Origin of the sequence: Mesorhizobium sp. M1307 (assembly GCF_040318155.1) — a bacterium.
GTDB lineage: Bacteria > Pseudomonadota > Alphaproteobacteria > Rhizobiales > Rhizobiaceae > Mesorhizobium.
Map to the genome: position 1 here is coordinate 115,184 of NZ_JAMYLR010000013.1, position 21,747 is coordinate 136,930.

At 59.6% G+C, this 21,747-nt stretch carries 18 protein-coding genes; 14 read left to right on the top strand and 4 right to left on the bottom strand.

Annotation, left to right across the window (positions count from 1 at the left end):
- Nucleotides 1-41: 41 nt before the first annotated feature.
- Nucleotides 42-1,112 (bottom strand): NAD/NADP octopine/nopaline dehydrogenase family protein, encoded by a 1,071-nt coding sequence (locus NKH16_RS17435; RefSeq protein ID WP_352689183.1) that lies wholly within the window; start codon nt 1,110-1,112, stop codon nt 42-44.
- 213 nt (nt 1,113-1,325) lie between these two features.
- Here NKH16_RS17435 and NKH16_RS17440 point away from each other — a divergent pair, with 213 nt between their 5' ends.
- From NKH16_RS17440 to NKH16_RS17475, 8 genes are read left to right on the top strand one after another with little or no spacing between them, the layout of a single operon-like run.
- On the top strand, nt 1,326-2,297 hold the full coding sequence (locus tag NKH16_RS17440) for a LysR family transcriptional regulator (RefSeq protein ID WP_352689180.1): 972 nt from the start codon (nt 1,326-1,328) through the stop codon (nt 2,295-2,297).
- On the top strand, nt 2,294-3,763 hold the full coding sequence (locus NKH16_RS17445; protein ID WP_352900726.1) for an NAD(P)-binding domain-containing protein: 1,470 nt from the start codon (nt 2,294-2,296) through the stop codon (nt 3,761-3,763). Before NKH16_RS17440 ends, NKH16_RS17445 begins: the two co-directional genes overlap by 4 nt.
- Complete coding sequence (locus NKH16_RS17450) at nt 3,760-4,242, top strand: CMD domain-containing protein (RefSeq protein ID WP_352689175.1); 483 nt, start codon at nt 3,760-3,762, stop codon at nt 4,240-4,242. Before NKH16_RS17445 ends, NKH16_RS17450 begins: the two co-directional genes overlap by 4 nt.
- The gene (locus NKH16_RS17455) at nt 4,239-4,802 is read left to right on the top strand and encodes a peroxidase-related enzyme (RefSeq protein ID WP_352689173.1); all 564 of its coding nucleotides are present in this window, start codon (nt 4,239-4,241) and stop codon (nt 4,800-4,802) included. The genes NKH16_RS17450 and NKH16_RS17455 overlap by 4 nt, the downstream gene beginning before the upstream one ends.
- 57 nt (nt 4,803-4,859) lie before the next feature.
- Complete coding sequence (locus tag NKH16_RS17460) at nt 4,860-5,600, top strand: amino acid ABC transporter ATP-binding protein (RefSeq protein ID WP_352884172.1); 741 nt, start codon at nt 4,860-4,862, stop codon at nt 5,598-5,600.
- A 24-nt stretch (nt 5,601-5,624) separates the two neighbouring features.
- Entirely contained in the window at nt 5,625-6,452 is an 828-nt protein-coding gene (locus tag NKH16_RS17465; RefSeq protein ID WP_352577913.1) for a transporter substrate-binding domain-containing protein, read from the top strand.
- Between the two features lie 59 nt (nt 6,453-6,511).
- A complete protein-coding gene (locus tag NKH16_RS17470; RefSeq protein WP_031194726.1) occupies nt 6,512-7,228 on the top strand; it encodes an amino acid ABC transporter permease in 717 nt (238 codons plus the stop codon).
- An 18-nt stretch (nt 7,229-7,246) separates the two neighbouring features.
- A complete protein-coding gene (locus NKH16_RS17475) occupies nt 7,247-7,939 on the top strand; it encodes an amino acid ABC transporter permease (RefSeq protein ID WP_352452053.1) in 693 nt (230 codons plus the stop codon).
- Between the two features lie 185 nt (nt 7,940-8,124).
- Here NKH16_RS17475 and NKH16_RS17480 read toward each other — a convergent pair whose 3' ends face one another.
- Entirely contained in the window at nt 8,125-8,607 is a 483-nt protein-coding gene (locus NKH16_RS17480; RefSeq protein ID WP_352508390.1) for an Lrp/AsnC family transcriptional regulator, read from the bottom strand.
- A 94-nt stretch (nt 8,608-8,701) separates the two neighbouring features.
- Here NKH16_RS17480 and NKH16_RS17485 point away from each other — a divergent pair, with 94 nt between their 5' ends.
- Nucleotides 8,702-10,207 carry an aminotransferase class V-fold PLP-dependent enzyme gene (locus NKH16_RS17485; RefSeq protein ID WP_352884163.1) on the top strand — a complete coding sequence of 502 codons (1,506 nt, stop codon included), beginning with the start codon at nt 8,702-8,704 and terminating at the stop codon, nt 10,205-10,207.
- The gene (locus NKH16_RS17490) at nt 10,194-11,072 is read left to right on the top strand and encodes an MBL fold metallo-hydrolase (RefSeq protein WP_352787606.1); all 879 of its coding nucleotides are present in this window, start codon (nt 10,194-10,196) and stop codon (nt 11,070-11,072) included. The genes NKH16_RS17485 and NKH16_RS17490 overlap by 14 nt, the downstream gene beginning before the upstream one ends.
- An 874-nt stretch (nt 11,073-11,946) precedes the next feature.
- On the opposite strand, the gene NKH16_RS17495 is transcribed toward NKH16_RS17490, so the two are convergent.
- Nucleotides 11,947-12,288 carry a hypothetical protein gene (locus tag NKH16_RS17495; protein ID WP_352693569.1) on the bottom strand — a complete coding sequence of 114 codons (342 nt, stop codon included), beginning with the start codon at nt 12,286-12,288 and terminating at the stop codon, nt 11,947-11,949.
- A gap of 722 nt (nt 12,289-13,010) precedes the next feature.
- Between NKH16_RS17495 and NKH16_RS17500 the strand changes: the two genes are divergently transcribed.
- A complete protein-coding gene (locus NKH16_RS17500) occupies nt 13,011-14,039 on the top strand; it encodes an alpha/beta hydrolase family protein (protein WP_352900734.1) in 1,029 nt (342 codons plus the stop codon).
- Between the two features lie 348 nt (nt 14,040-14,387).
- Here NKH16_RS17500 and NKH16_RS17505 read toward each other — a convergent pair whose 3' ends face one another.
- Nucleotides 14,388-17,828 carry an AAA family ATPase gene (locus NKH16_RS17505; protein ID WP_352900737.1) on the bottom strand — a complete coding sequence of 1,147 codons (3,441 nt, stop codon included), beginning with the start codon at nt 17,826-17,828 and terminating at the stop codon, nt 14,388-14,390.
- Between NKH16_RS17505 and NKH16_RS17510 the strand changes: the two genes are divergently transcribed.
- From NKH16_RS17510 to NKH16_RS17520, 3 genes are read left to right on the top strand one after another with little or no spacing between them, the layout of a single operon-like run.
- A complete protein-coding gene (locus tag NKH16_RS17510) occupies nt 17,828-18,598 on the top strand; it encodes a conjugal transfer protein TraD (protein WP_352900739.1) in 771 nt (256 codons plus the stop codon). The two genes, NKH16_RS17505 and NKH16_RS17510, sit on opposite strands and share 1 nt — an antisense overlap.
- 20 nt (nt 18,599-18,618) lie before the next feature.
- Nucleotides 18,619-20,664, top strand: coding sequence for a type IV secretory system conjugative DNA transfer family protein (locus NKH16_RS17515; RefSeq protein WP_352900741.1), 2,046 nt, complete (start codon nt 18,619-18,621; stop codon nt 20,662-20,664).
- A gap of 7 nt (nt 20,665-20,671) precedes the next feature.
- Nucleotides 20,672-21,730 carry an AAA family ATPase gene (locus NKH16_RS17520; protein WP_352900744.1) on the top strand — a complete coding sequence of 353 codons (1,059 nt, stop codon included), beginning with the start codon at nt 20,672-20,674 and terminating at the stop codon, nt 21,728-21,730.
- Nucleotides 21,731-21,747 lie beyond the last annotated feature (17 nt).

Consider the following 21,747-nt stretch of genomic DNA (forward strand, 5'->3'; position numbering starts at 1 on the left):
TCGGGCACTTGGCCTATGTCCCAGTCCACTGTGGAAACTTGTTAAAATCCCTTACGGCAAAGGTTTTCGAGGTCCGCTTTTGCCATTCCCTCGAAGCCCAGCGCGGGAAGAATATCATTATCTCCCTTAAGATCGCGACCGTAAGCCGCCGAGAATATGGCAATTCCAGATTCATGGAGAATCGCTGAATTTCCGCTGATCTTCCCCAACAAAACGGTCGGCAGCAGCCCGAACGGAACGTCCTCGAGAATATAGCGGCTTTCGATGGTTGACGGGCCGAAGCCGCCGCGGCCTTGGCGATCCATCTCCTGGTTCATTTCCGAAACGGTGGCCATGGGGACGTGAAACGACAATGAAAAATGCTCTTCAACTGTGCGCACGGCAATTCCAAAACGGGCGGCGATCGCCAATCGTTCCGCGTCCAGAGCCTCGATAAAGCGGCCGACAGCCGGGGTGACGTTTCCGGCCTGGCTCCACTGTTCTCCCTTCTCCATGCGTGTGAGATTAAGAAGAGCGATCCCGAGATGGTTCTGCGGATTGAGGTTGCTGAGCGCGATAGCAAGCATGCCGTCGCGCTTGACGAAACGATCGCCGAACAAGCTCGTGCAAAGCTCGAACCCTTGGTCCTGAGCACTGAAAGGCAGCGTCGCGACATCCAGTTTCTGGCGAACGGTTGCAACATCGATTTCGGCTGGCCCGCGCTGTTGCCCGGTCACGAGCGTGGTACCCCAGACGACGATCGGCAGCCTAACCTTCCGGTCGGCAAGCCGCTTGGAGAGATACAGTGCCCCAAAGGAACTGTGCGAGCTGATGATAACCGGCGTTCCGTCCCTTAGATAAGGAGTGGCAGCGTCCATCACCATCTTGTGGCCGTAAGCCGGCAACGCGATTATGACGACGTCGGCATCGGCAATGGCGTCTTTACAATCCTTGGCGATGCGCACCTTAGTCGTTGCCTTGATAGCTCCGGTAGCCTTCAGCAATCCACCGGCGGCCAGCGCCTTGGTGCGTTCTCCGGAAGGCGACCAAAGCATAGGGTCATGTCCCGCTTCGGCCAGATAGGCGGCAAGGCCGTAAGCAATCGCTCCGGCGCCAAGAATGCTTACGCGCATAAATTCCCTCCTGTTGCGGGCCTTGCAGCCTCCATTTCTCACTAGGAGGTTCCACAAATCGGAGCCGCATCTGCCATCGTCGGCTTCTGGCGATGGGATTCCGGCCTGAGCCCGCGATTGCAACATGCCTCAGCGAATATTCGTTTCCGCTTGACATATATCAAAAATGAATGAGACGATGTCAATCATACGGATTGCGTATGTAGAGAGAACATGGAAACCCGCGACCTTCAGAGCTTCCTTGCCGTTGCCGCCAACGGCAGCATCACCAAGGCTGCTGAGATGCTCGGGTGTTCCCAGCCTTCGGTGACACGCACCATTCAGGACCTCGAGGCAGAACTCGGCTTCGAATTGCTGCACCGGGTCGGTCGCCGGGTGCAGCTGTCTGAAGAAGGCGCCGCCTTCGAGGAGGAGGCGCGACGATTGCTGATGTCTTTCACCGAGCTTGCCGCGCGGGCCAAGATGATTGCCGCCGGCAGAGGGCGAATCCTGCAGATTGTTACCACTTCCGCGATCGGTACTGGCTTGATCCCAACGGCCATGGCCGAGCTCAAAGGTGTCGAACTTCCGCACGAGACGCATCTCGGGCAGTTCCTCCCCTCAATCGTCGCCCAGGAGGTGCGGAGCGGACGTGCCGAAATCGGGTTTTCAAGCTTGCCGCTCGATACGCCTGGTTTGGATGTCCTGCGGCTTTATTCAGCGCCTGATGTTGCTGCCGTGCGGGAGGACGATCCGCTGGCTGAACTTGACGTCATACCGCTTTCCGCTTTTGCCGGTCGCCGCGTCGCCACACTGCTCAACCCCCTACGTTTCCAGTTGCATGTCTCAAAAGCCTTGGCGGCCAGGGGCATCGACACAGGACCAGTGATCCGGACGAATACTGCATATGGCGCGTTACAGATCGTGCGTCAGACTGGTGCGGCGGCCGTCATCGATCCCCTCACCGCTTATGGCGTCGCCCTGCCCGATGTCGTCATCCGCCCGATCGACGCAACCGTTCTCTTTTATTGGGGCGTTGTGGCTGCCGAGAAACGCCCGCTTCGTCCAGTCGCTCAGGCGTTGATGGATGCGGTCGAGGCGGTGGCTGAACGGTCGATCGTCGGCTTCAAGAAACTCGATCCGGCCCTGGCTGGCCAATTGGTGACCGATCCTGCGTCCGGTACAAATCACGGAACGGGAATATGAAGCATATCCCCGCCGCGCCAACGTCGACAGGTCTTGCTGCGCTCGAAGTACAGCTCGCGCAAGATCTCGACTTTCTCGAACTGCCCGCCAAGCCATGGGTTCCCGCGCGTTCGCACGATGGCGTGCCGGTCCGCGATGTCGTGGTGATCGGCGCCGGCATGTGCGGACTTGCTGCCACGGCAAAGCTGGTGCTGACCGGGATAACCAATGTCGTGGCCTATGATGCGGCTCCAGCCGGGCTCGAAGGACCATGGGTGACGTTTGCCCGCATGCAAACGCTTCGGTCGCCAAAAACCCTGCACGGTCCGTCGCTCGGCCTGCCGCAATTGACGTTCCGCGCCTGGTTCACGGCGCAATGGGGCGTTGAGGCCTGGCGGTCGCTGGACAAAATCCCCAAGGGCCAGTGGATGGACTACCTGGTCTGGTACCGCAAGGTTCTTGGCCTGCCGGTGCGCAACAGCGTGCGCATGACCGGACTGGCAGCCGTTGGAGATCTGATTGCGATCGATATCGAAGGCGCGGAAACCGGCCGGGTTCTCACCCGTCGTCTCGTTCTGGCCACCGGTCGGTCGGGTTTGGGCGGTTTTGCCGTGCCCGATTTCCTCAGCGGCATCGATCGCGCCTATTGGGCCCATTCCGCCGACGACATCGATTTCGACACGCTGAAAGGTAAGCGTGTCGCTGTCATCGGCGCCGGTGCCTCGTCCATGGACAATGCCGCAACGGCACTCGAGGCGGGAGCCGGCTCTGTTGACATGTTGATCCGGCGCAAGGAAATGCCGCGCATCAACAAGCTGACCGGCATAGGCAGCCCGGGTGTCGTACTCGGCATGCATCACTTGCCGGATGCCTGGAAGTGGAAATTCTTCGATTATACCGCCTCGACCCAGACACCGCCGCCGCGTTCATCGACACTCCGCGTGTCTCGCCACTCGAATGCTCGGTTCCTTCTCGACTGCGGCATAGTTGCGGTGAAGGAGGAGACAGGGACCCTGCTGGTGGAAACCACGCAGGGGCCGTTGCGCTACGACTTTCTGATCGCGGCAACCGGCTTTTCAAACGACTTCAGCGGCCGCCCGGAATTTGCGGCGATCGCCCCACATATCCGCACCTGGTCGGATGGCCGATATAGGCCGGATATGGGGCCGGCTCGTGCAGGCATGTCGGACGCGCCGGATCTCGGTCCGGCCTTCGAGTTTCGCGAACACGTCCCCGGCTCCTGCCCGATGCTGGCGCATATCCACTGCTTCAACGACGCCGCCATGCTGACCCATGGCAAGGTCTCTGGCGATATCCCGGCCGTCAGCGCCGGGGCCGACCGTCTGGTCCGCGGCATTGCCGCAGCGCTGTTTGCCGAGGACGTCGAAACCCACTTCGCCAATCTGATCGCCTACGACACGCCCGAACTTCTGGGCGACGAATGGGTCGATTCAACACCCTTGCTGCAGAAGGAGGCTGCGTGGTGATCGACGCGATGGACAAGGCTGCCGGCCTTTCACCGGATGATACCCTTTTCGCCGCACGGCGGTTTCGGCCGGAATTCGTGCGAGGGGCGGAAGAATGTCGCCTCTCCGTCCTGCAGCCGGCAAACGATCAGGGGCTGGCGCCGAATTTAAGGGTTGCTCTGGCCCGCCGCATGGCCGCCCTGAATGCCGATCCTATCCTGATGGCCGAGTATGATGTGCAGCTGGCTCAGCTTGACCCGACTGAGCAGCTTCTGGCCTTGGCCCAAGGGGAAACGGATTTGATTGAACCCTTGGCGACCATCGTTGGTCATGTTGACCTGATCACTCTGACACCGAAAAGCGCGGAAGCGAGCCATATCGCTCTCCTGGAGAAGGCTGGATTGAACAATCCTCAGGTCGTCGCGCTCTCCGAACTGATTGCTTTTGTCAACTTCCAGACACGGGTGGCGTCCGGATTGCGCCTGATGAGGTCGACATGATCTCCTCGGTTCGTCTGAAGCCATTGAATTGGCATCCGTACATCGCGCCGGTCGAGCTATCCGAGGCCACGCCGGAACAGCTCGATGCGATGAAGGTTACGCCGTCGGCCAAGAAAGTTTCGGAATATGTACGGACCCTTGTGCATGATCCGGAAAGCTATCTTGCCCGCACCATCTTGTTCAACGCAATCATGTATGTCGAGGGCGGGCTCGCCCGTCCCGATCGGGAACTTGGCGCGTTGGGCGCCTCGATGGTCAACGGCTGCAAATTCTGTGCCGTTGTTCACGCCCGCAGGCACGCAGAACTGACCAAGAGCGACGAGGTGGTCACCGCGCTGTATCTCGACAAACCTGAAGCGCTCGGCCCACGCGATGCGGCAATCTACAGCTTTGCCCGCCGCCTCTCGGCAGCACCGTCGGAAGCGACGACAGACGATATCGCCGCCCTTCGATCAGTCGGCATGGATGACTGCGAGATCATCGACCTGATCCACGCCATATCGATCTTCGGCTGGGCAAACCGGCTGATGCACGTTCTCGGCCATGCGGAGAGCGGGTGATGATGTCGCATGCGATCAAGGCACTCCGTCCCACACTCTGAAGGACACCAACCAGCAATGCTCGACCTCAAAGATATAAGACTGTCGTACGGAAGCACGCAGGTCCTGAACGGCGTCAATCTCTCGGTAAAGCGAGGTGACGTTGTGTCAATCATCGGCCCAAGCGGCACCGGCAAGACCACCCTGCTGAAATGCATCAACTACCTGGTTAAGCCTGCATCTGGAACCATCGCGTTCGACCAGATTCGGATGGACTATCAGCGCGCCGACAAGGCAGCCATCCAGGCGATCCGGCTCCGGACAGCGATGGTCTTTCAGCAATTCAACGTCTTCAAGAACATGACCGTCCTCCAGAACGTGATGGATCCGCTGGTCGTAGTGCAGCGCAAGTCCACGGACGAGGCGCGTGAAATCGCGCTGCGAGAGCTCGAAAGGGTCGGCCTCTCAGCGAAGCGGGACAGCTATCCGTCCCAGCTCTCAGGTGGCCAGCTCCAGCGTACAGGCATCGCACGTGCGCTGGCGGTTCGGCCGGATGTGATGCTCTTCGACGAACCGACATCATCGCTGGATCCCGAATTGGTCGGTGAAGTCCTGAAGGTGATCAAGGACGTCACGTCGTCCGGCATCACCTCGCTGCTTGTGACCCACGAGATGCAATTCGCAAAGAACATCTCGAACCGGATCGTCTTCATGGATCGTGGCGTGGTTGCCGCCGACGGCAGTCCGGCTGAGATCTTCGATGCGCCTTCCAGCCCGCGACTTGCTCAATTCCTGCAGTCTGAACTCGCTTTTCAATAATCCAACAAGAAGGGAACCCAAGAAATGTCTGCAATCAAATCCAGTTTTTCGCGTCGTTATGCCCTGGCCGTCGCCGGCGGCATCGCAATTGCCCTTGCAACAGCAGGGATCAGCTACGGTCAGACCGTTCGGACAATCAAGATCGCGACCTCTGCCGAATCCAAGCCATTGGCTTGGGGCGCGCTCGGCGTTGAGCCGCAAGGGTATGAACCCGATCTGCTGAGGGCGATCAACGCAAAGCTGCCGCAATACAAGTTCGAAATGGAAGGTGTCTCCGACATCGCGCAGGAAACCGGCCTGGCCACAGGCAAATACGACATCGCGGTCGGCGGTTACTACAAGTCACCCGAGCGCGCCAAGCAGTTCTTCATTCCGGAAAACCCCATGGGCGCCAGCCTGATGAAGATCTACAGCAAAAAGGGCAGCGGCATCAAAGAAATGAAAGATCTGGTCGGCAAGAGGATCGTTCCGACCACGGCTGGCGGCGGAACCTATAAATTCATCATGAACTGGCAAAAAGAAAATCCGCAATACAAGCTTGACGTGACGGCGTCGAGCGCCGGAATCCCGTATCCAAACCGTTTGGATGAGGTTCAGAACGGCAAGTTCGACGCGCTGGTCCTGCCTTCAAATCTTGGTGAGCAGACCGTCATCGATGAAAAGAAGCTCGACATCGTGGCGTCCGAACCAGTCTTCAGCAACAACACCTATATGCTTATTCACAGGTCAGATGAAAACAAGGTTCTGGTCGATGACGTGAACAAAGTTCTCAAGGAGTTGAAAGACGACGGCACGATCGAAAAGCTATCGCAGAAGTGGTTTGGCGAAGGCATCGTCAAGTATATGAAATGATGTGATCTAAGTAGATATCGTCAGCGGCAAGGCTGAATTGCAAGAAGGAGCGTTTCAAAGTGGATGTTTCTGCTATGATTCCCGAGTTGCTCTCGGCATTGCCGCTGACGCTCGCTATTACGTTTACCGCCATGTTGGTCGGCTTTTGCTTGGCGCTCGTTGCGACAACATTGCGGATTCGCAGGATACCAGTGGTCAGCCACCTCACCGACCTCTACGTGTCCTATGCCCGCAGCGTTCCCGTCGTCCTCCAGTTGTTCGTCGCGTTCTACGGGCTCCCCCTATTGGTGGCCCTGTTCGGCTCCGCAGATTTCTTCTCGCCGACGATCGCTGCGATGGTCGGACTGAGCTTTTACCATGGCGGCTATCTGTCGGAAGTCCTGCGGCCCGCATACCTGGCCGTCGATCGCGGCCAGCATGATGCAGCCGACAGTCTCGGATATACCTTTCGCCAGAAGATCACCCGCATCGTGGGCCCGCAAGCGGTGCACTTCGCATTGCCGGGCTATGGAAACTCCATCATTTACCTGATCCACAACGTTGCGCTCGTCATGTACATCGGGGCGGCGGACGTGATGGCGACCGCGCATTTGATCATGGAGCGCGACTATAACCAGTACCAGTTCGAAACATACCTCGTCCTGGCCGTCATCTATGCGCTGATGTGCCTGATTGCCTGGTTCATCGTGCACTTGTTCGAGCTTCGCTCGCCGATGCAGGCGCCTGAGGCCACGACAACAGCTCAGATCAAGAACGCGGCCATCGCCAGCGTCTGACCTAAAGGGTATTAAACCATGTTCGATACCGAAATTTTGCTCCAGGACACCCAGGAAATTCTGGGCGCCGTACCTGTAACGCTTGGAATGGCGCTGACGATTTTCGTCTTGTCGACGCTAGTCGGCAGCATTTTTGCACTCGTCGAATACAGACGAGTCCCGGTGCTGCGAGAGCTCATCATGGCTTACAAGATCGTCTTCAAGGGCGTTCCGATGGTCATCGTGATTTTCCTCGCCTATTTCGGTCTGCCCCCGGCATTCCAGTTCCTGCTCTCGTTGCTCGGGATCAACTTCAACGCCCACGAAACACCCAACTCGGTTATCCTTATTATTGCGGTGACAGGCTGTATCGCTGCGTTCCAATCGGAGATTATCAAAGGAGCCCTGAACGCCTTTGACACCGGTCAGTCAGACGCCGCCCATTCCCTTGGCTATACGAACGGCCAATTGTTCCGACGGATTCTGTTTCCCCAGGTGGCTCTCACGGCAATTCCCGACCTGACAACCTCGATGATGGTCATCATGAAGGCGCTTTCTCTCGGATTCGCCATCGAGGTTGTCGATATCTTCGCCCAGTCCCAGCTGACCGCCGCGCTGAACTACTACTACCTCGAAGCCTTCGTGATTGCCGTCGTGATCTACATGGTGATTGCCTATATCGTCACCCAGATTGCCGACAGGCTGGAGCAGGCGCTGAGGGTGCGGACGTGAGCGAAGCGTCGTCAGGACCCGCGCAGCAAGGGCGGAGGAACTCTCAGTTGAGGCCTGCAAACAGCTCATGGGGCGAACTCGCAGCCAGACCTGCGGGCTCATGTAATCGACACCTCACCCTGGTGGTGCCACAGTCGACGGCTTGCCGACGATGAAGGGCGAAGTGTCCAACAGCAGGCGCCGCATTATCGCAGATTGGTCAGATCCACTGGACGATTGTTGATGATCGCTTCCATGGAAAAGAAGCCTGTCACCGTAGCCAGGTCGAAGTTCGTGATCAGTTTCTGGTAGAATGCATCGTAGCCGGACATGCCTTGTGTCACGACCTTGATCAGATAGTCCCAGTCCCCTCCGATCCGATAGAAATCGATCACCTCCGACAACCGTTCAACATGGGCACGGAACGCCTCACTCCACTCCTTGGAATGGTGGCGAGTGCGGACCATTACGAAAACCGTCAGGTCGAGTCCCAGCGCTCGCAGATCGATATCGCTGTGCGACCCCCGGATAAGGCCTAGCGACTGCAGGCGCTGGATCCGCCGCCAGCACGCGTTCTGAGACAGGCCGACCCTCTCCGCCAAATCTCGCTGGGAAACGCTTGCATCGATCTGCATGGCCGTCAAAATCTTCATATCAAATGCATCGATTTTCGCCCGATCTTCGATCATCTGACACGCTCTTTGCAAGAAATTGCAGAAAATAGGTGAATTTTTTCGACCGTGGAGCAGGGTACAATCCGAGTCAATATCCGAGCCGGGGAGAATGACCGTGCAAGCAGCTCGCCCAACGACAGGGCAGACCGAGACCCCTCTGTCAAAGTTCCGCCAGGGGCTGAAGAAAAAGGCTGACGTGACCGCCGACCTCCGGGATGGGCTTGTGGGATCGACGGCGAAAATCGTGGGTCCCTACGGGCAAAAGGACCTGGTGTACGCCGACTATGTCGCGTCAGGCCGCGCACTCCGTCAGATCGAGCGCTTTGTGCTTGAGGAGGTCCTGCCGTACTACGCCAACAGCCACACGGAAGCCTCGTATTGCGGAGGCTTCATGACCCGCATGCGTCGGGAAGCGCGCGCCCTGGTCGGTCAATTCTGCGGGGCCACCGAACGGCATGCTGTGATCTTCACCGGCTCCGGCGCTACGTCGGGGATCAACCGCCTCGTCAAGCTATTCGGCGTCGCCGAAGCCGTGGCAGCGGGCAAGCGCGCTCGGATCATTATCGGTCCCTATGAGCATCACTCCAACATTCTGCCCTGGCGCGAGAGCGGAGCAGAAATCGTGGAAATCGCCGAGGATCCGTCTGGCGGGCCGGACCTGTCTCAGCTCAAGGACGCGGTTGGCGAGGGGTCGTCAGATCTGACGATATGCTCGATGTCCGCGGCCTCGAACGTCACGGGCATCACCAGCGATGTTGCGGCCATCACCGTGATCGTGAAGGCCGCCGGCGCAAAGATGATCTGGGACTATGCGGGCGCAGGTCCCTACCTGCCGATTTCCATGTCGCCCGCCCCTGATGCCCAGATCGACGCGATAGTTGTTTCGCCTCACAAGTTCCTCGGGGGTCCCGGCGCCTCCGGCATTTTGATCGTTCGACGCGACGGACCTTCGACGAAAACGCCGTCGTGGCCAGGTGGCGGGACGGTGAAGTTTGTCTCCCCGAAGACACACGATTACAGCGACGGCCTGGAATCCCGCGAGGAAGCCGGCACGCCGAACGTGATCGGCGACATACGAGCCGCGCTGGCCTTCATCGTCAAAGATGCGATCGGACTCGACGCGATGACAGCGCGCAATCGCGAGCTGGCGCGTCGTGCTTTTCGCGCATGGAAACCCCTGCCGCGGCTGGACCTCCTCGGTCTATCGGATCCTGAGCGGCTTCCGATCTTTTCTTTCCGGGTCAAAAACGGAAAGGACGGCTACGTCCACCAGCAGTTGATCACGCGCATGCTAAGCGACCGGTTCGGGATCCAGGCGCGCGGTGGCTGCGCCTGCGCCGGCCCGTATGTTCACAGACTGCTGTCGATCGACGACGAACAGTCCGAGGAAATCAGGCAAGCCATTCTCTCCGGCGACGAAATGAAAAAGCCGGGATTCACCCGGCTGAATTTCAGCGTTCTGCTGCCGGACGAGAAGGTGCAGTTCATACTCGATGCCGTGGCGCAGATTGCGTCCGACGCAACGGACTTCGAGCGTGACTACGACCTCGACCCTGGCCGGGCGATCTTTTTCCCGCGAGCCGCAGTCGAGGGCATCGCCCATGCAGCAGCCTGAAGTCGTCGGCTTCTACGATGCACGGACGGGCAGCATCCAATATGTCGTTGCATGCCCGAGTTCGCGAAGATGCGCCATCGTCGACCCGGTGCTCGATTTCGACGAAAAGTCTGGCTCGACGGCAACGACAAATGCGGACACGATCCTCGACTACATCAAAAGCCACAATTTGAAGCTCGAGTGGATCCTGGACACCCATCCGCATGCCGATCACTTTTCGGCCGCGGGTTATCTCAAGGCAAAAACCGGCGTGCCGATAGCGATCGGCGAGCGCGTGAAGGAAGTGCAGCAGATCTGGCAGGAGATCTATAATTGGCCGGATCTCGCATGCGACGGCTCACAATGGGATCGGCTGTTTGGCGACGGCGAGATCTTCAAGATTGGCGAGCTGGAAGCCCGCGTCATGCACTCGCCAGGGCACACATTGGCGTCGATCACGTATGTCATCGGCGACGCGGCGTTCATTCACGACACGCTTTTCATGCCCGATAGCGGCTCCGCCCGCGCCGATTTTCCAGGCGGCAGCGCAGCTGATCTGTGGCAGTCCATCCAGGACATTCTGAGCTTACCCGGCGAGACCCGTCTCTTTACCGGTCACGACTACAGGCCGGGAGGGCGCCAGGCTCTGTGGGAGAGTTCGGTGGCGGAGCAGAAAGAGAAAAACCAGCACGTCGCCGGTCAATCTCGGAGTGCGTTCATCAGGCTTCGAGAGGCGCGAGACAGGGCATTGCCGATGCCAAGGCTCATGTTGCATGCCCTCCAGGTCAATATTCGCGGAGGAGAGCTGCCTCAGGTCGAGGAAAATGGCCTGCGTTATCTGAAAATCCCGCTCAACGCGCTGCCAGGATCGGTCTGGGGTCAGTGACGAGTTGGAAGGGCTCCCTCCAGCAGCTTCAGCTCACGATCGGTTCAGGATTGCGCCGGATACACGCTCGTCCGAATTGGCGCAGGCGGGTCGATCCTCGCCACGTACGTCGTCGGGATGAGCAATCCTCGGAGCGCTCTCGGAGGTGATCGCGGTAAGCAATTGCGGTGGCGCGCCTGCAACACTATTATCGATCATGTTCTGAGGAGGTATCTCGGATGTGGAATAAGATCGCCAAGCTTCGGTTATCGAGCCGCACCTGGGAGGCAATTCTTTTGGGGATGAAAAGCTTGAGGCGGACCTCAAATAGCCGATGTATGTACTGGTGATTTGACGCAATTCCATAGACAGCATCGTTGGCACCACGAGATTTTCGCGTACAGCTTCGGGATTGCGCCCGGCCGCGGGCCATCACGCACCACTTCACGGCACGTCGTTCAGATTTGTGCAGTGCTTCAGTTTAACGAAATCGAAGTTCCATAAGATAGATTACGCGACTTTCATCAGACGAAGTTGACATTTCTAAGTATCCCACGTATGCCTGACACTCGCTGCAAGTCTTCTGGTTGTCGAGGGCAAGCAGATCAGTTCTACATCAGTAACTCCTACTCGACGTTCCGTTTCAGAAGATCATTTTTACTTAAGATCGTCTCATCGTCTAATGAAACCGGACGGGATGACCCACTTTTTCTGGAACGCCCGGGGGTCGGCGTCCCAGGTCAGACCATCGGCTTCGCTCGCCTGCTCTCTCGGCGCACTCACTTGTGCGGCATGCAATAGACGCCCTCAGATTCCATGAGTACCGCGCCGCCCTTCAACTCACTCAGTGCGCCGACCCACGCTTTCGAATAAGTGCGGCTGGCATCCACGGCCGTCAGCCAAAGACGCGATTGTCGGCCAGTTCGACTTTAGCTTCCTGCTGCAAAGGACTTGCCTGCACGGTCTGTTGATAGTGGCGTTTGATCCTGACATTGCTGGCCGGGAACTCAGCTTCGTTGCTCCCGTAGTTCAGCACAAAACCAGTGTGCTCCTCAGCCACTGAGCAACCGCCATCACGCTCACACACGATTTTGGCAGCCGTCCTGCAGTCCCATTTCAGTGAAGCGGGCCACATAGGATTGTCCACGCTTGATCGCGGCTTGTCGCTCTGACCAGCCGCCGTCAACACTGCGCCTGTGTTCAAAATCACAGTGGACAGGAGAAGCGCCTTGAACATTACAAACCTCCCTGAATTACGACCCCATAGTACCTCGTCCTGCGTGATCGCCTGGCTCGTGGCATGTTGAGATTGAACCAGCTTTTCTGGCGCACGCCGTTCGCGTCATCATACTCGATGAACCAGGGATTTCCGCGCACCGGTCGAGGGATGGTGTAGTAGGTGGGGCCATTCCCAAGGGATTGCCCTCGATCGTTCCCCGCGGTTTGGATTGTTGCTGCAACCACCTTACCGTCGATTTCGATTTGGACCTGTCGAGATCCGTCTCCATGATACCCGCCGAGGCCGCTGTCTTTCACAACGACGGGCAACGTGAGCCTATCGGATGAGATGCGCCAGATGCTCCGTTCTTGACCCAGTCCGGGCCGGTCGGAGTTGGCGCCAACCGCTTGCCAGCCAGACGGACAATCCTCATACTTCTCAAATTTCGCGGCGCTTGAGTTGGCTTGCGGACAGATGGCCAGTTAAAACCCGGGGCTTCCATCGCCGCAATCAACTTGTAAATTGGCGGATGGCACGAGGGGGTACCCTGCCAGTCGCCGGATAGACATAGGAGCACCTGGCAGCCCCATTCCGACGTGCATCGAGCAACCCTTTATCGGGCGGTAAATAGTGTGGAGGGATGTCCAGCCGCCCCTTTGTCTGGTGAATGAAGTACGGCGGGGTTTCAGCTTTGGTTTCATGATGAAAGGTTTCCAACCTGCAAAGAAAAAGGAGAGAAAATGTTCCGTTATCTAGCGCGCCGTTATGATCGTAAGCACATCCTGAGATCATTAGAACGTCAGAGGCGTATTCATGATAAGCTGATTCCATTTTTTCATGATGGTTCTGACGAATTGGTCTTCAATGAAATTTCCAAAGGCGAGGTGTTTTTCGCGCCTATATTGCCGGCTGCTCCGTTAAGGGAAGAAGCGGATAGTGTTACCTTCCAATCTGATATTTCAACTGAAGACGAGGCGAACAACACGTTTGAATGCGTTGTTACCGACAGTGGATTGAAACAACATGCGCTTGTTGTGTTTCATCATTGGTATGCTCGGAGCCGGTATCCGGCATTTTCCAAATACTTCGCTGGAAAGGGCATAACGGTTATTGAAGCTACACTTCCGTATCATTTTGGGCGGGCTTCGAATGACTATTCTGCGGAAAAGCTTTTCAACGCGAATTTAGGGCGCACTGTCCAGTCGATGAGACAGGCTGTCCTAGATGGCCGTAAGATTGTTCGTTGGCTTTATAGTCAGGGGTATCAGAAAATCTCGGTTGTAGGGATGTGTTTGGGTGGCACTGTTGCGGGTCTCGTTGCTGCCCAAGAGCAGAAGGTTGATAAGGCGGTTCTCATGGTATCGCCGGGAAGCCCTGCTGATCTCGTCTGGACTGCGGAGACCATGACGGCCTTACGTGGTCGTATTGAACCGTCCATGTCACTGGAAGGACTAAGAACCGCTTGGGGTCTCATCGATCTAGAGAAGCATCTTTTCGGCCTTACACGTCCTCGTCTGGATTTGATGTTCTTGCTCGGTAAGGACGATACGGTTGCCCGCCCAGGAGGCTCTGAGCGTCTCATTGAGTTGCTGGCGAAGTGCAATCTTCCACCTGAGGTCGTGCGGCTGAATTGTGGGCACTCATCTATTGGAATGTTCCCCTACAATTTGATCGCGGCTCGGAAGGCTCTTCGTTTTTTGAAAGAAACCCCGACCCTGTCAGAGCTTTGGGAGGTTCGCGGGTTTCGCTACGACTTTAGCGAAGTTTGAGCTATTTGATGGCTCCGCGCCGGATCGCGGCCAGGGCGCGCGGGATGCGGTTCGGTCCCTCCCCTGCCCTCCCCCGACCAGGTCGCGCATGCGCGACAGCTCATCAACGACGATATCAAGCCGGCCGAGGTCGCCCGGCTCCTGAAGGTGCATCGCGCGACCTGAGCCCCTCGCAGTTCAGCCGAGAGTACAAGAGCATCTTTGGCAACTCGCCGATTGCGGATCTGCAGCTCTGAACTGTACCGGGCCACTTGTGACAATGAACGACCACCTTGCTTAAAGAGTAGTCATTCGCCGCGGCCTGCGACGCCGACGGGATAACGACAGCCGGCCTTCCCCGGCGCTTCCCTACTGCTTCAGCCGTGTCGACTCAGACTCTCGCGCTGCAAGACGTTCAGTTTCGGCCTCTTGTCTGGACGCGACTTCACCAGATCGGGCTGCGGAATAGAGAGCCGCGGCCTCGCCCAACCTGACCTGATCGGATTTCGGCACGGATGGATGTTCAAACGATTTGCCCGAGGCTGTCGCACGAGCGATTTCGCGTGCGCCGTCTTCACCGAAACGGGCTTCAATCGATTTCCTGAAGGTGGCGATCTCCCGACTGACCACCTGATCGGCTGACACCATCTTGAAGGTTTCGGCCCGCTCGCGATCATCCTTGGCCATTGCAATTTTTCCGAGCGCGGCTTTCGCCCGATCCGAAACATCCCTTACCTCCACCGCATCAGCCCTCATCCGCTTTTCCACATCACTGCGATAGGCCTGTGCTGCCCGGTTCTCGTACTCGGCGGTCCGGACAATGTTCGGGCCAATCGCGGCGGCGGCCTGTTGAGCCTCGGTCCGCTCTTCCCTCGCCCTGGCGCCGGCGAAGAACCCTTCCCTGCCCCGCAGCTCGCCGACCAAGCTGGTATCCGCCGATAGACGTCGCGCAGCACTTGTCGGCCCGTCTCGCGCGATGATGTCATCGAGACGCTGGGTTGCCGCTTTCGGATCACGATAGGCGGTCTCCAGATAGGTTGAGCGAGCGTCGCGCTCGCGCTGTACATCTGCATCGCGACTGACAGCGACGGCGATGCTCCGTTCGTCGATCGATCGCCCAAAGCTGTCGCGGCGCACGCCATCAGCATTCACATCCTGGAATGCAACTATCAGCACCCTCACGTCCGCTGGCCGGTCGGCTGTGGTGCTGGGCGACCCCTCTTCATTTCTGGCATCTGGAACAGACTGCCGAGTTTCGGTCTTGCCTGCCACGGCCCGATCATCGGCTGGCCCACGACGATCGCTGTCTCCTGCCTTTTTTGACTTCGGCGCCACGACGGGCTCAGGCGTCGCGCCTCGATGCTCAAGCCGACGCTGGCTCTCCGCGTCGTTGGCAATGGCGCCGGGCTGCATTTCCGGTGTGCGCGGATCTACCTGACGCATGCCCGCGCGTGCCTCCTCGACAACTGAAGCCATCGGCTGCTCCTCCTTTTCCCGGCCATTCTGAGCTTGCCCAACATGCAACGCTGGCCGAGCGTTCTCCGCCGCCCGTCCCTCGTCTAACTTCGCCCGTTGTTCCGCGCTGAGTTCATCGCGCGTTGCATAAGCCACTGACGCCGCCTTGATCTCGTTGCGGCCGATCTGGCGGGCGAGCTGCCGCAAATCGCGCGCCGTCTGCGTCGCCACGAAGATCGTCGCGCTCTCACGCTGCCGCGTCAGCGCCACATAGCTCGAGGCGGCACGCCAGTGATGCGTGTGCATGAGATAGGTATGATCGAGCGTCTTGCCCTGGCCCTTGTAGATGGTGCCGGCATAGCCGTGCCGGAATCCAGAAAACTCCGACGCAGACCACTCGACCTTTCGCCCTTTCCGGCCTGCCGCCGCATCAAGCGAGACACTGATGCGGCCAAAATTCCGGTCGATGCCGGTGATGGTCCCGGCGTTGCCATTGTAGATGCCGGCGCCTTTCAGCGTATCCGTGAACTGCACCCGGTCACCGACAGCGAACGCGGCCTCGCCATGCTTGGTCGTAAACACAAAATCCTTACCCAACTCACCACGCTCGCGACGGACCGCGCGCAGATCCTTGTTCAGCGCATCGACATCCTTGTTGGTATAGGCAAACACGAACCGCGATGCAGACGGATTGGAAGCAGAATCCTTGGCCCATCGCTCGACCAGTTTTTCTCGCAATTCATCCTGCTTCGACGTCCATACCACCGCCTTATTTCGGGCGAAGGCCCGGAGCGCGTCTTCGAAGCGACCGTCCGACAGATCGCGTGCCGCCTCTCTCTGCCAGTCGACCTTCTGGCGTGTCACCTGGGTTATCTCGGACGAGCCGTGCTCTTTCTTCAGCTCGGTGAACAGCCCGCCGCGCTCGATCGAGCCGAGCTGCCGGTCGTCCCCGGCCAGCACAACCTTGGCGCCCGACAGCCGCGCTTCGCGCAACACTTCGCCGGTCACCTTGGCGTCCATCATCGCCGCCTCGTCGACCACGACCAAAGTGCGCCGGTCCCACTGCGCGCGGCCGTTCTTCAGCCGGAACAGTTCGGCATGAACGGTCGAGCTTCTGGCTAACCCGTCCTCCTTCATGGTCTGCGCCACCGCATTGGTCGGCGCGAGGCCGACCACGCGATAGCCGGCCGCTTCATGCGCCTCGCAGATGGAGCCAAGCGCAAAACTCTTTCCCGTCCCGGCCCGGCCTTCGACTATTTTTAGCCCGCCGGACCCCGTCGCATGATCGAACGCGGCCAACTGATCCGGCCGCAGTTCCTGCACGGACACGAGCCGCTCGCGCGCCCTTGCCCCAACATCGCGATGGGACCCTCCGGCCACGCGCCGTCCATCAGCAAGTGCCAAAACCTCCTGGTCGCGCACCGCCCGCGTTGTCCAGCGACCCACACTCTCGCCTGTCTCCCGGTCATGCAGCGCCAGCACATCGTCACGGCCGAGTACTTTGCCCTTCACATCCGCTCGTTCGCTCTCATCGAGAATGTGTTTTTTCAGATGCCGATCGAGATCGTACTCGGAAAAACTCGCCTGGTTGCGCGTCAGAACAGCCAGCACATGCTCCGGATCGCGCGCCGCTTCTTCGTTCGCCCGCCTGATATGCTCGGCCCGCACATTGGCCTCCGCACCCGGCGTGCGCATGCGGATCGGTCCGATGTGTTCCTGTGGCACCGCGCTCGTCGCATCCACCCGGATCGACAGCCCCTGTTCGGCAAAATAGCGGTTCTGATGATCGCGCCACAGCGCGCCCCACGCCTCGCCTTCCGCCACGATCGCCCGGCCCCCGCCCCGCTTGATGACGGGATCGAGATCACGCGCTTTTTTTGCCGCAAACCCTTCCTCCCCAAGACGCCGCGTCGTGATCAACAAATGCGCATGGTAATTGGCCCGCTCGCCCTCGCTCTCCGCCCCATGCGGCGCATGAACGTCCAGCTGCACCGCCAGCCCCTTTGAGACAAAATGTTCTTGCGCAAACGACCGCGCCAGCTCGACCCGGTCGTCATGATCAAGCTCTTGATTGGCCGGCAGCGCCAGCACGAGCTCGCGCGCCAGCTGCGCGTCCTTGCGTTTTTCCATGGCCTCGGCCGCATTCCACAGCGCATCGCTCGAGGCCAGCTCTGACGGCGCCCCTTCCGGCAACAGCACCTCGTGATGCTCCGGCGCCTCGCGGTGCTTGAAGTAAAACACCTCCCTGGTGCGCTGCGCCTTGATCGCCTCGCGGCCGTTGTAGGCGGCCGAGCGCACCGCGCTGCCGCCGTCGGATCGGGAGATGTATCGGGCACGGGCGAAAGCGATAGCCATTGCCGCAGGATGCCATCACTCGCGCGCCAGCGCAAGCAAGCATTCGAAGAATGCATATTGCGTCTGCAAAAATCCATCAATCGGCTAATCGACAGACGGTTGGCACTCTGGCGGATGCTTACTGCGGAAAACGCCAAGGAACCTTGGTTGCAGCCTCCGGCATATACAAAAGGGGGTTGAAGAGCCTCGCGCCGGCTGGCACAATCCCTTCGGGCTTGGCGGACGGGGAAAAAACGGAGATTCTCGCCATGGCCCGCACCTCGCTTGCCGAACGCATGAGCCGCCTGGAGCAGCAGCGGGCCAAACTCGCCGAACAGGAAGCTAGGCTCAAGGCGGACGAGCGCAAGCAGCGCACCCGCCGCCTCGTCGAGGCCGGGACCCTCATCGAACGGGCCGGATTGATCGATCTCGAGGAAGCCGCCCTCTATGGCGGGCTGCTGTCGCTGGCCGAGGGCGTGCGCGACAAGGCGCAACTCACCGAATGGATCAAGACCGGCAAAACCGCGCTCGATCGGGAAACGGTCGGCAAGGACGCAACGCACGAACCGTTGACCATCACCTTCCCTGCTCCGCTGCCGACCCCCTTCGCCACTCGCCTGCGCGGCGCCGGCCTGCGCTGGAGCAAAGTCATGCAGCACTGGGAAGGGCTGGCCGATCACGACGCAGTCGCCGCACTTGCCGCCGAGCAGAACGGCAGCGTGCGGCGCATTCATTCCACCGAGCAGCCCGATCGGGAGCCGGATCGCGGCCGAAAATCTGAACGCTCATAGCGCTGACGCCGGGGGACAAGATGTTCGGTCGGCTGTCGTACGATCTCGTCAAGACGCTGTTCAAGGCAGCCTTCGCCATCTTGCCACTCGTCATTTGGTATCCCGCCTGGCGCTATGCCCACACGCTGTGGGGCGACGCCTTGCTCGAATGGTATCGGACTGGTCTGTCGCCGGCATCAGTAATCTACAGACTTGGTTGCGCGGCATGGCCATCGATCGCGCTGCTCGGACCGGCCATCACAATGGCGGCGGCTCTCCTGATGCGCCGATCCGGTATGGTGCTGCCCCTCACTGCCATCGCCGGCGTGTTGGGCATGGCCGCCGCAACGGTTTTCACTGTCTGGCCGGAAGCGACACGACTGCTCGGCAACCGGCCAGCCCATGCCTGGTCCGCCATTTTGAACGCAGCGGACACGACCATCTTCTATGCCGGGGTTGTCGGCTTTCTCGCGACCACGGCCGGCGTCAGGGTGCTGATGGGAAAATCGCTGCACGCCCAAAGCGTCAAGCCGGTTGAGCGTGCCTCCTCTGATATCTTTGGCCACGCCGACTGGATGGACATTCGCGAGTCACAAAACCTGTTCGGCGGTTCGGCCAAGTCGCCAGCCAATCCGCGTGGCGGCGTCGTCATCGGCGAAGCCTACCGCGTCGATCAGGATGCGCCGGCCCGGCGCGGACAAAAGTTTGATCCGCGCGATCCAAAAACATGGGGCAAGGGTGGCAGGTCGCCTTTACTCACCTTTGATCTCTCCTGGGGCGGCACCCACGGCCTCGTCTTCGCCGGTTCGGGCGCCTACAAAACCGTCTCCGTCTGCGTGCCGACACTGCTCACCTGGCGCGGGTCGATTGTCACCCTCGATCCCTCCTCCGAGCTGGCGCCGATGCTGACGGGCGCACGCACGGCGATGGGCCGGCGTGTCATCTCAATCGACCCGATGAAGGGGACCGGAGCCTTCAATGCGCTCGACTGGCTGGCAAAAGATTCGCCCCTCTTCGACGGCGACATCCGCTCGGTTGTCGACTGGATCTGCGGCGAGAAACACACCGCCACCCGTGATGCGCCGCACGGCACCTCCGGCAAAGCCTTCTTCGAGGGCCGCGGCAAGGCCATCGTCGAGACCCTGCTTTCCGACATCGTCTTCGACAAAAATCTGTCCGACGACAAACGCAATCTCGTCACTCTGGCGCAACGGCTCGCCTTGCCGGAGGCAAAAATGCGGGACGAGCTAGCCCGCATTTTTGAACACTCCTCCTCGCATCGCGCCCGCCATCTCGCCGGCCAATTGATGGGACTGGTGGCCGAGACGTTCTCCGGTGTTTACGGCAATATGAGCGAGCAGACCGAATGGCTCGCCAATCCCGCCTACGCAAAACTGCTGTCGGGCAACAGTTTTCGCACTGCTGATCTCGTTTCCGGCAAGCTTGACCTCTTTATCAACATCCCGATGAAGGTGCTGGAATCGACGCCAGCGCTCGCTCGTGTCGTTGTCGGATCCTTGCTCAATGCCGTCTATGAGGCCGACGGCGTCTTGCCAGGCGGACGCGTCGTCTTCCTGCTCGATGAGGTCGCCCGTCTTGGCTACATGACCTCACTCGCCCGCGCCCGCGATGCCGGTCGCAAATACGGCATCACGCTGGTCATGCTTTATCAGTCCGAAGGCCAGCTGCGCGAACAATGGGGCGATGGCGGCAAGAGCGCCTGGTTCGAAAGCGCTTCCTGGCGATCATACGCCGCGATCAGCTCGCTCGACCAGGCTCGCGCTGTCTCCGAAGCGCTGGGCGAACATGGCGTCGTGCTGAGCTCCGAGACAAAAAACCGCGGCAAGAGCGCAAAGCCGCTCGAGATCGGCACCGCCTCGACCGGCGCCTCCGAGCAGAGATCGGAACGCGGCCGGCGGTTAGCTACCGTCTCCGAGATCCTCGCCGATGCCCGGGCGGACGAGCAGTTCGTTTTCGTCCAGGGCAGACAACCGCTGCGCTGCGGCCGCGCGATCTATTTTCGCCGGCCCGAAATGGTCGCACGCGTCGAGCGCAACCGTTTCGCGCCCCAAAGCCAGTCGGGTTGAGCAAGAGATGCAGCGCGATCTGATCCCGATCATCCTTGGCCTTGCCGTTCTGATCGTCGTGCTTGCGCTGCTGGAAGCCTATTCCGGCGTTATCCTCCTCATCGCGATGACCGTCATGGGCTGGCGGCTGGCGCATGCCGACAAATATGGCCTGCCGGCATCGCGGAAATTTTTGCAGGGGAACGATCGGCGAGACGTTGAAACCAAATCCGCTCTTCCCATCCGGACGTCAAAACATCGGCCGCTCGATGAGGTGCTGGCCGAACTCGACGCCATGACCGGATGGCGCTCCGTCAAGGCGGAGGTCAGGAAACTGGTAGCCGTGTTGCAAGCCGAGCAGGAACGTCGGCGCCACGGCATCAACGCCGCCCCCCCAAGCCTGCATCTGATTTTCCTCGGCAATCCAGGGACCGGGAAAACCACGGCGGCGCGTCTCATGGGCGAGATTCTTTTCGCACTTGGCCTCCTCAGATCCGGCCATGTCGTCGAGGCCGATCGCAGCCAGCTCGTCGCCGGCTATGTCGGCCAGACCGCGATTCTGACACGGCAAGCCGTCGAGGCAGCGCTCGATGGCGTGCTGTTCATCGATGAGGCCTACGCGCTGGCGCCGGAGGGACAAAAAAACGATTTTGGCCGCGAGGCGATCGACACGCTGCTGAAGCTGATGGAGGACCATCGGGATCGATTGTGTGTCATCGCCGCCGGCTACACTGGCGAAATGCGCCGCTTCCTGGATTCAAATCCCGGCCTGCGCTCCCGATACACCAGGACAATCATATTCGAGGACTATTCGGCTGAAGAGCTGGCGGGGATTTTTCGTAACCTCGCCGACCGCGAAGGCTTTGTGCTCGACGCCGCGGCCGAGGACCAGGCCAACCTTGCCTGCGTCCGCATGGAGGCGGAAGGTGGAGACCATTTTGGCAATGCCCGCGCAATCCGCACGCTTTGGGAAGGCACGCGCGAGGCGCAGGCCCAGCCGCACGCGCGTGTGGGTGTGGGTAATGCCGGTCGCGCAGCCATCATTACCAAAGGGCCCCAAGACATTGAGCCGGCGGAGGCGCCATAAGAGCGGCAGGGGTAAAT

Bases quoted from the DNA above. Each gene is read 5' to 3' on its own strand.
- NKH16_RS17495 (WP_352693569.1), bottom strand. From the start codon at position 12,288: ATGTTCAAGGCGCTTCTCCTGTCCACTGTGATTTTGAACACAGGCGCA.
- NKH16_RS17455 (WP_352689173.1), top strand. From the start codon at position 4,239: ATGATCTCCTCGGTTCGTCTGAAGCCATTGAATTGGCATCCGTACATC.
- NKH16_RS17520 (WP_352900744.1), top strand. From the start codon at position 20,672: ATGCAGCGCGATCTGATCCCGATCATCCTTGGCCTTGCCGTTCTGATC.
- NKH16_RS17480 (WP_352508390.1), bottom strand. From the start codon at position 8,607: ATGATCGAAGATCGGGCGAAAATCGATGCATTTGATATGAAGATTTTG.
- NKH16_RS17460 (WP_352884172.1), top strand. From the start codon at position 4,860: ATGCTCGACCTCAAAGATATAAGACTGTCGTACGGAAGCACGCAGGTC.
- NKH16_RS17505 (WP_352900737.1), bottom strand. From the start codon at position 17,828: ATGGCTATCGCTTTCGCCCGTGCCCGATACATCTCCCGATCCGACGGC.
- NKH16_RS17490 (WP_352787606.1), top strand. From the start codon at position 10,194: ATGCAGCAGCCTGAAGTCGTCGGCTTCTACGATGCACGGACGGGCAGC.
- NKH16_RS17465 (WP_352577913.1), top strand. From the start codon at position 5,625: ATGTCTGCAATCAAATCCAGTTTTTCGCGTCGTTATGCCCTGGCCGTC.
- NKH16_RS17500 (WP_352900734.1), top strand. From the start codon at position 13,011: ATGTTCCGTTATCTAGCGCGCCGTTATGATCGTAAGCACATCCTGAGA.
- NKH16_RS17435 (WP_352689183.1), bottom strand. From the start codon at position 1,112: ATGCGCGTAAGCATTCTTGGCGCCGGAGCGATTGCTTACGGCCTTGCC.
- NKH16_RS17475 (WP_352452053.1), top strand. From the start codon at position 7,247: ATGTTCGATACCGAAATTTTGCTCCAGGACACCCAGGAAATTCTGGGC.
- NKH16_RS17515 (WP_352900741.1), top strand. From the start codon at position 18,619: ATGTTCGGTCGGCTGTCGTACGATCTCGTCAAGACGCTGTTCAAGGCA.
- NKH16_RS17445 (WP_352900726.1), top strand. From the start codon at position 2,294: ATGAAGCATATCCCCGCCGCGCCAACGTCGACAGGTCTTGCTGCGCTC.
- NKH16_RS17440 (WP_352689180.1), top strand. From the start codon at position 1,326: ATGGAAACCCGCGACCTTCAGAGCTTCCTTGCCGTTGCCGCCAACGGC.
- NKH16_RS17485 (WP_352884163.1), top strand. From the start codon at position 8,702: ATGACCGTGCAAGCAGCTCGCCCAACGACAGGGCAGACCGAGACCCCT.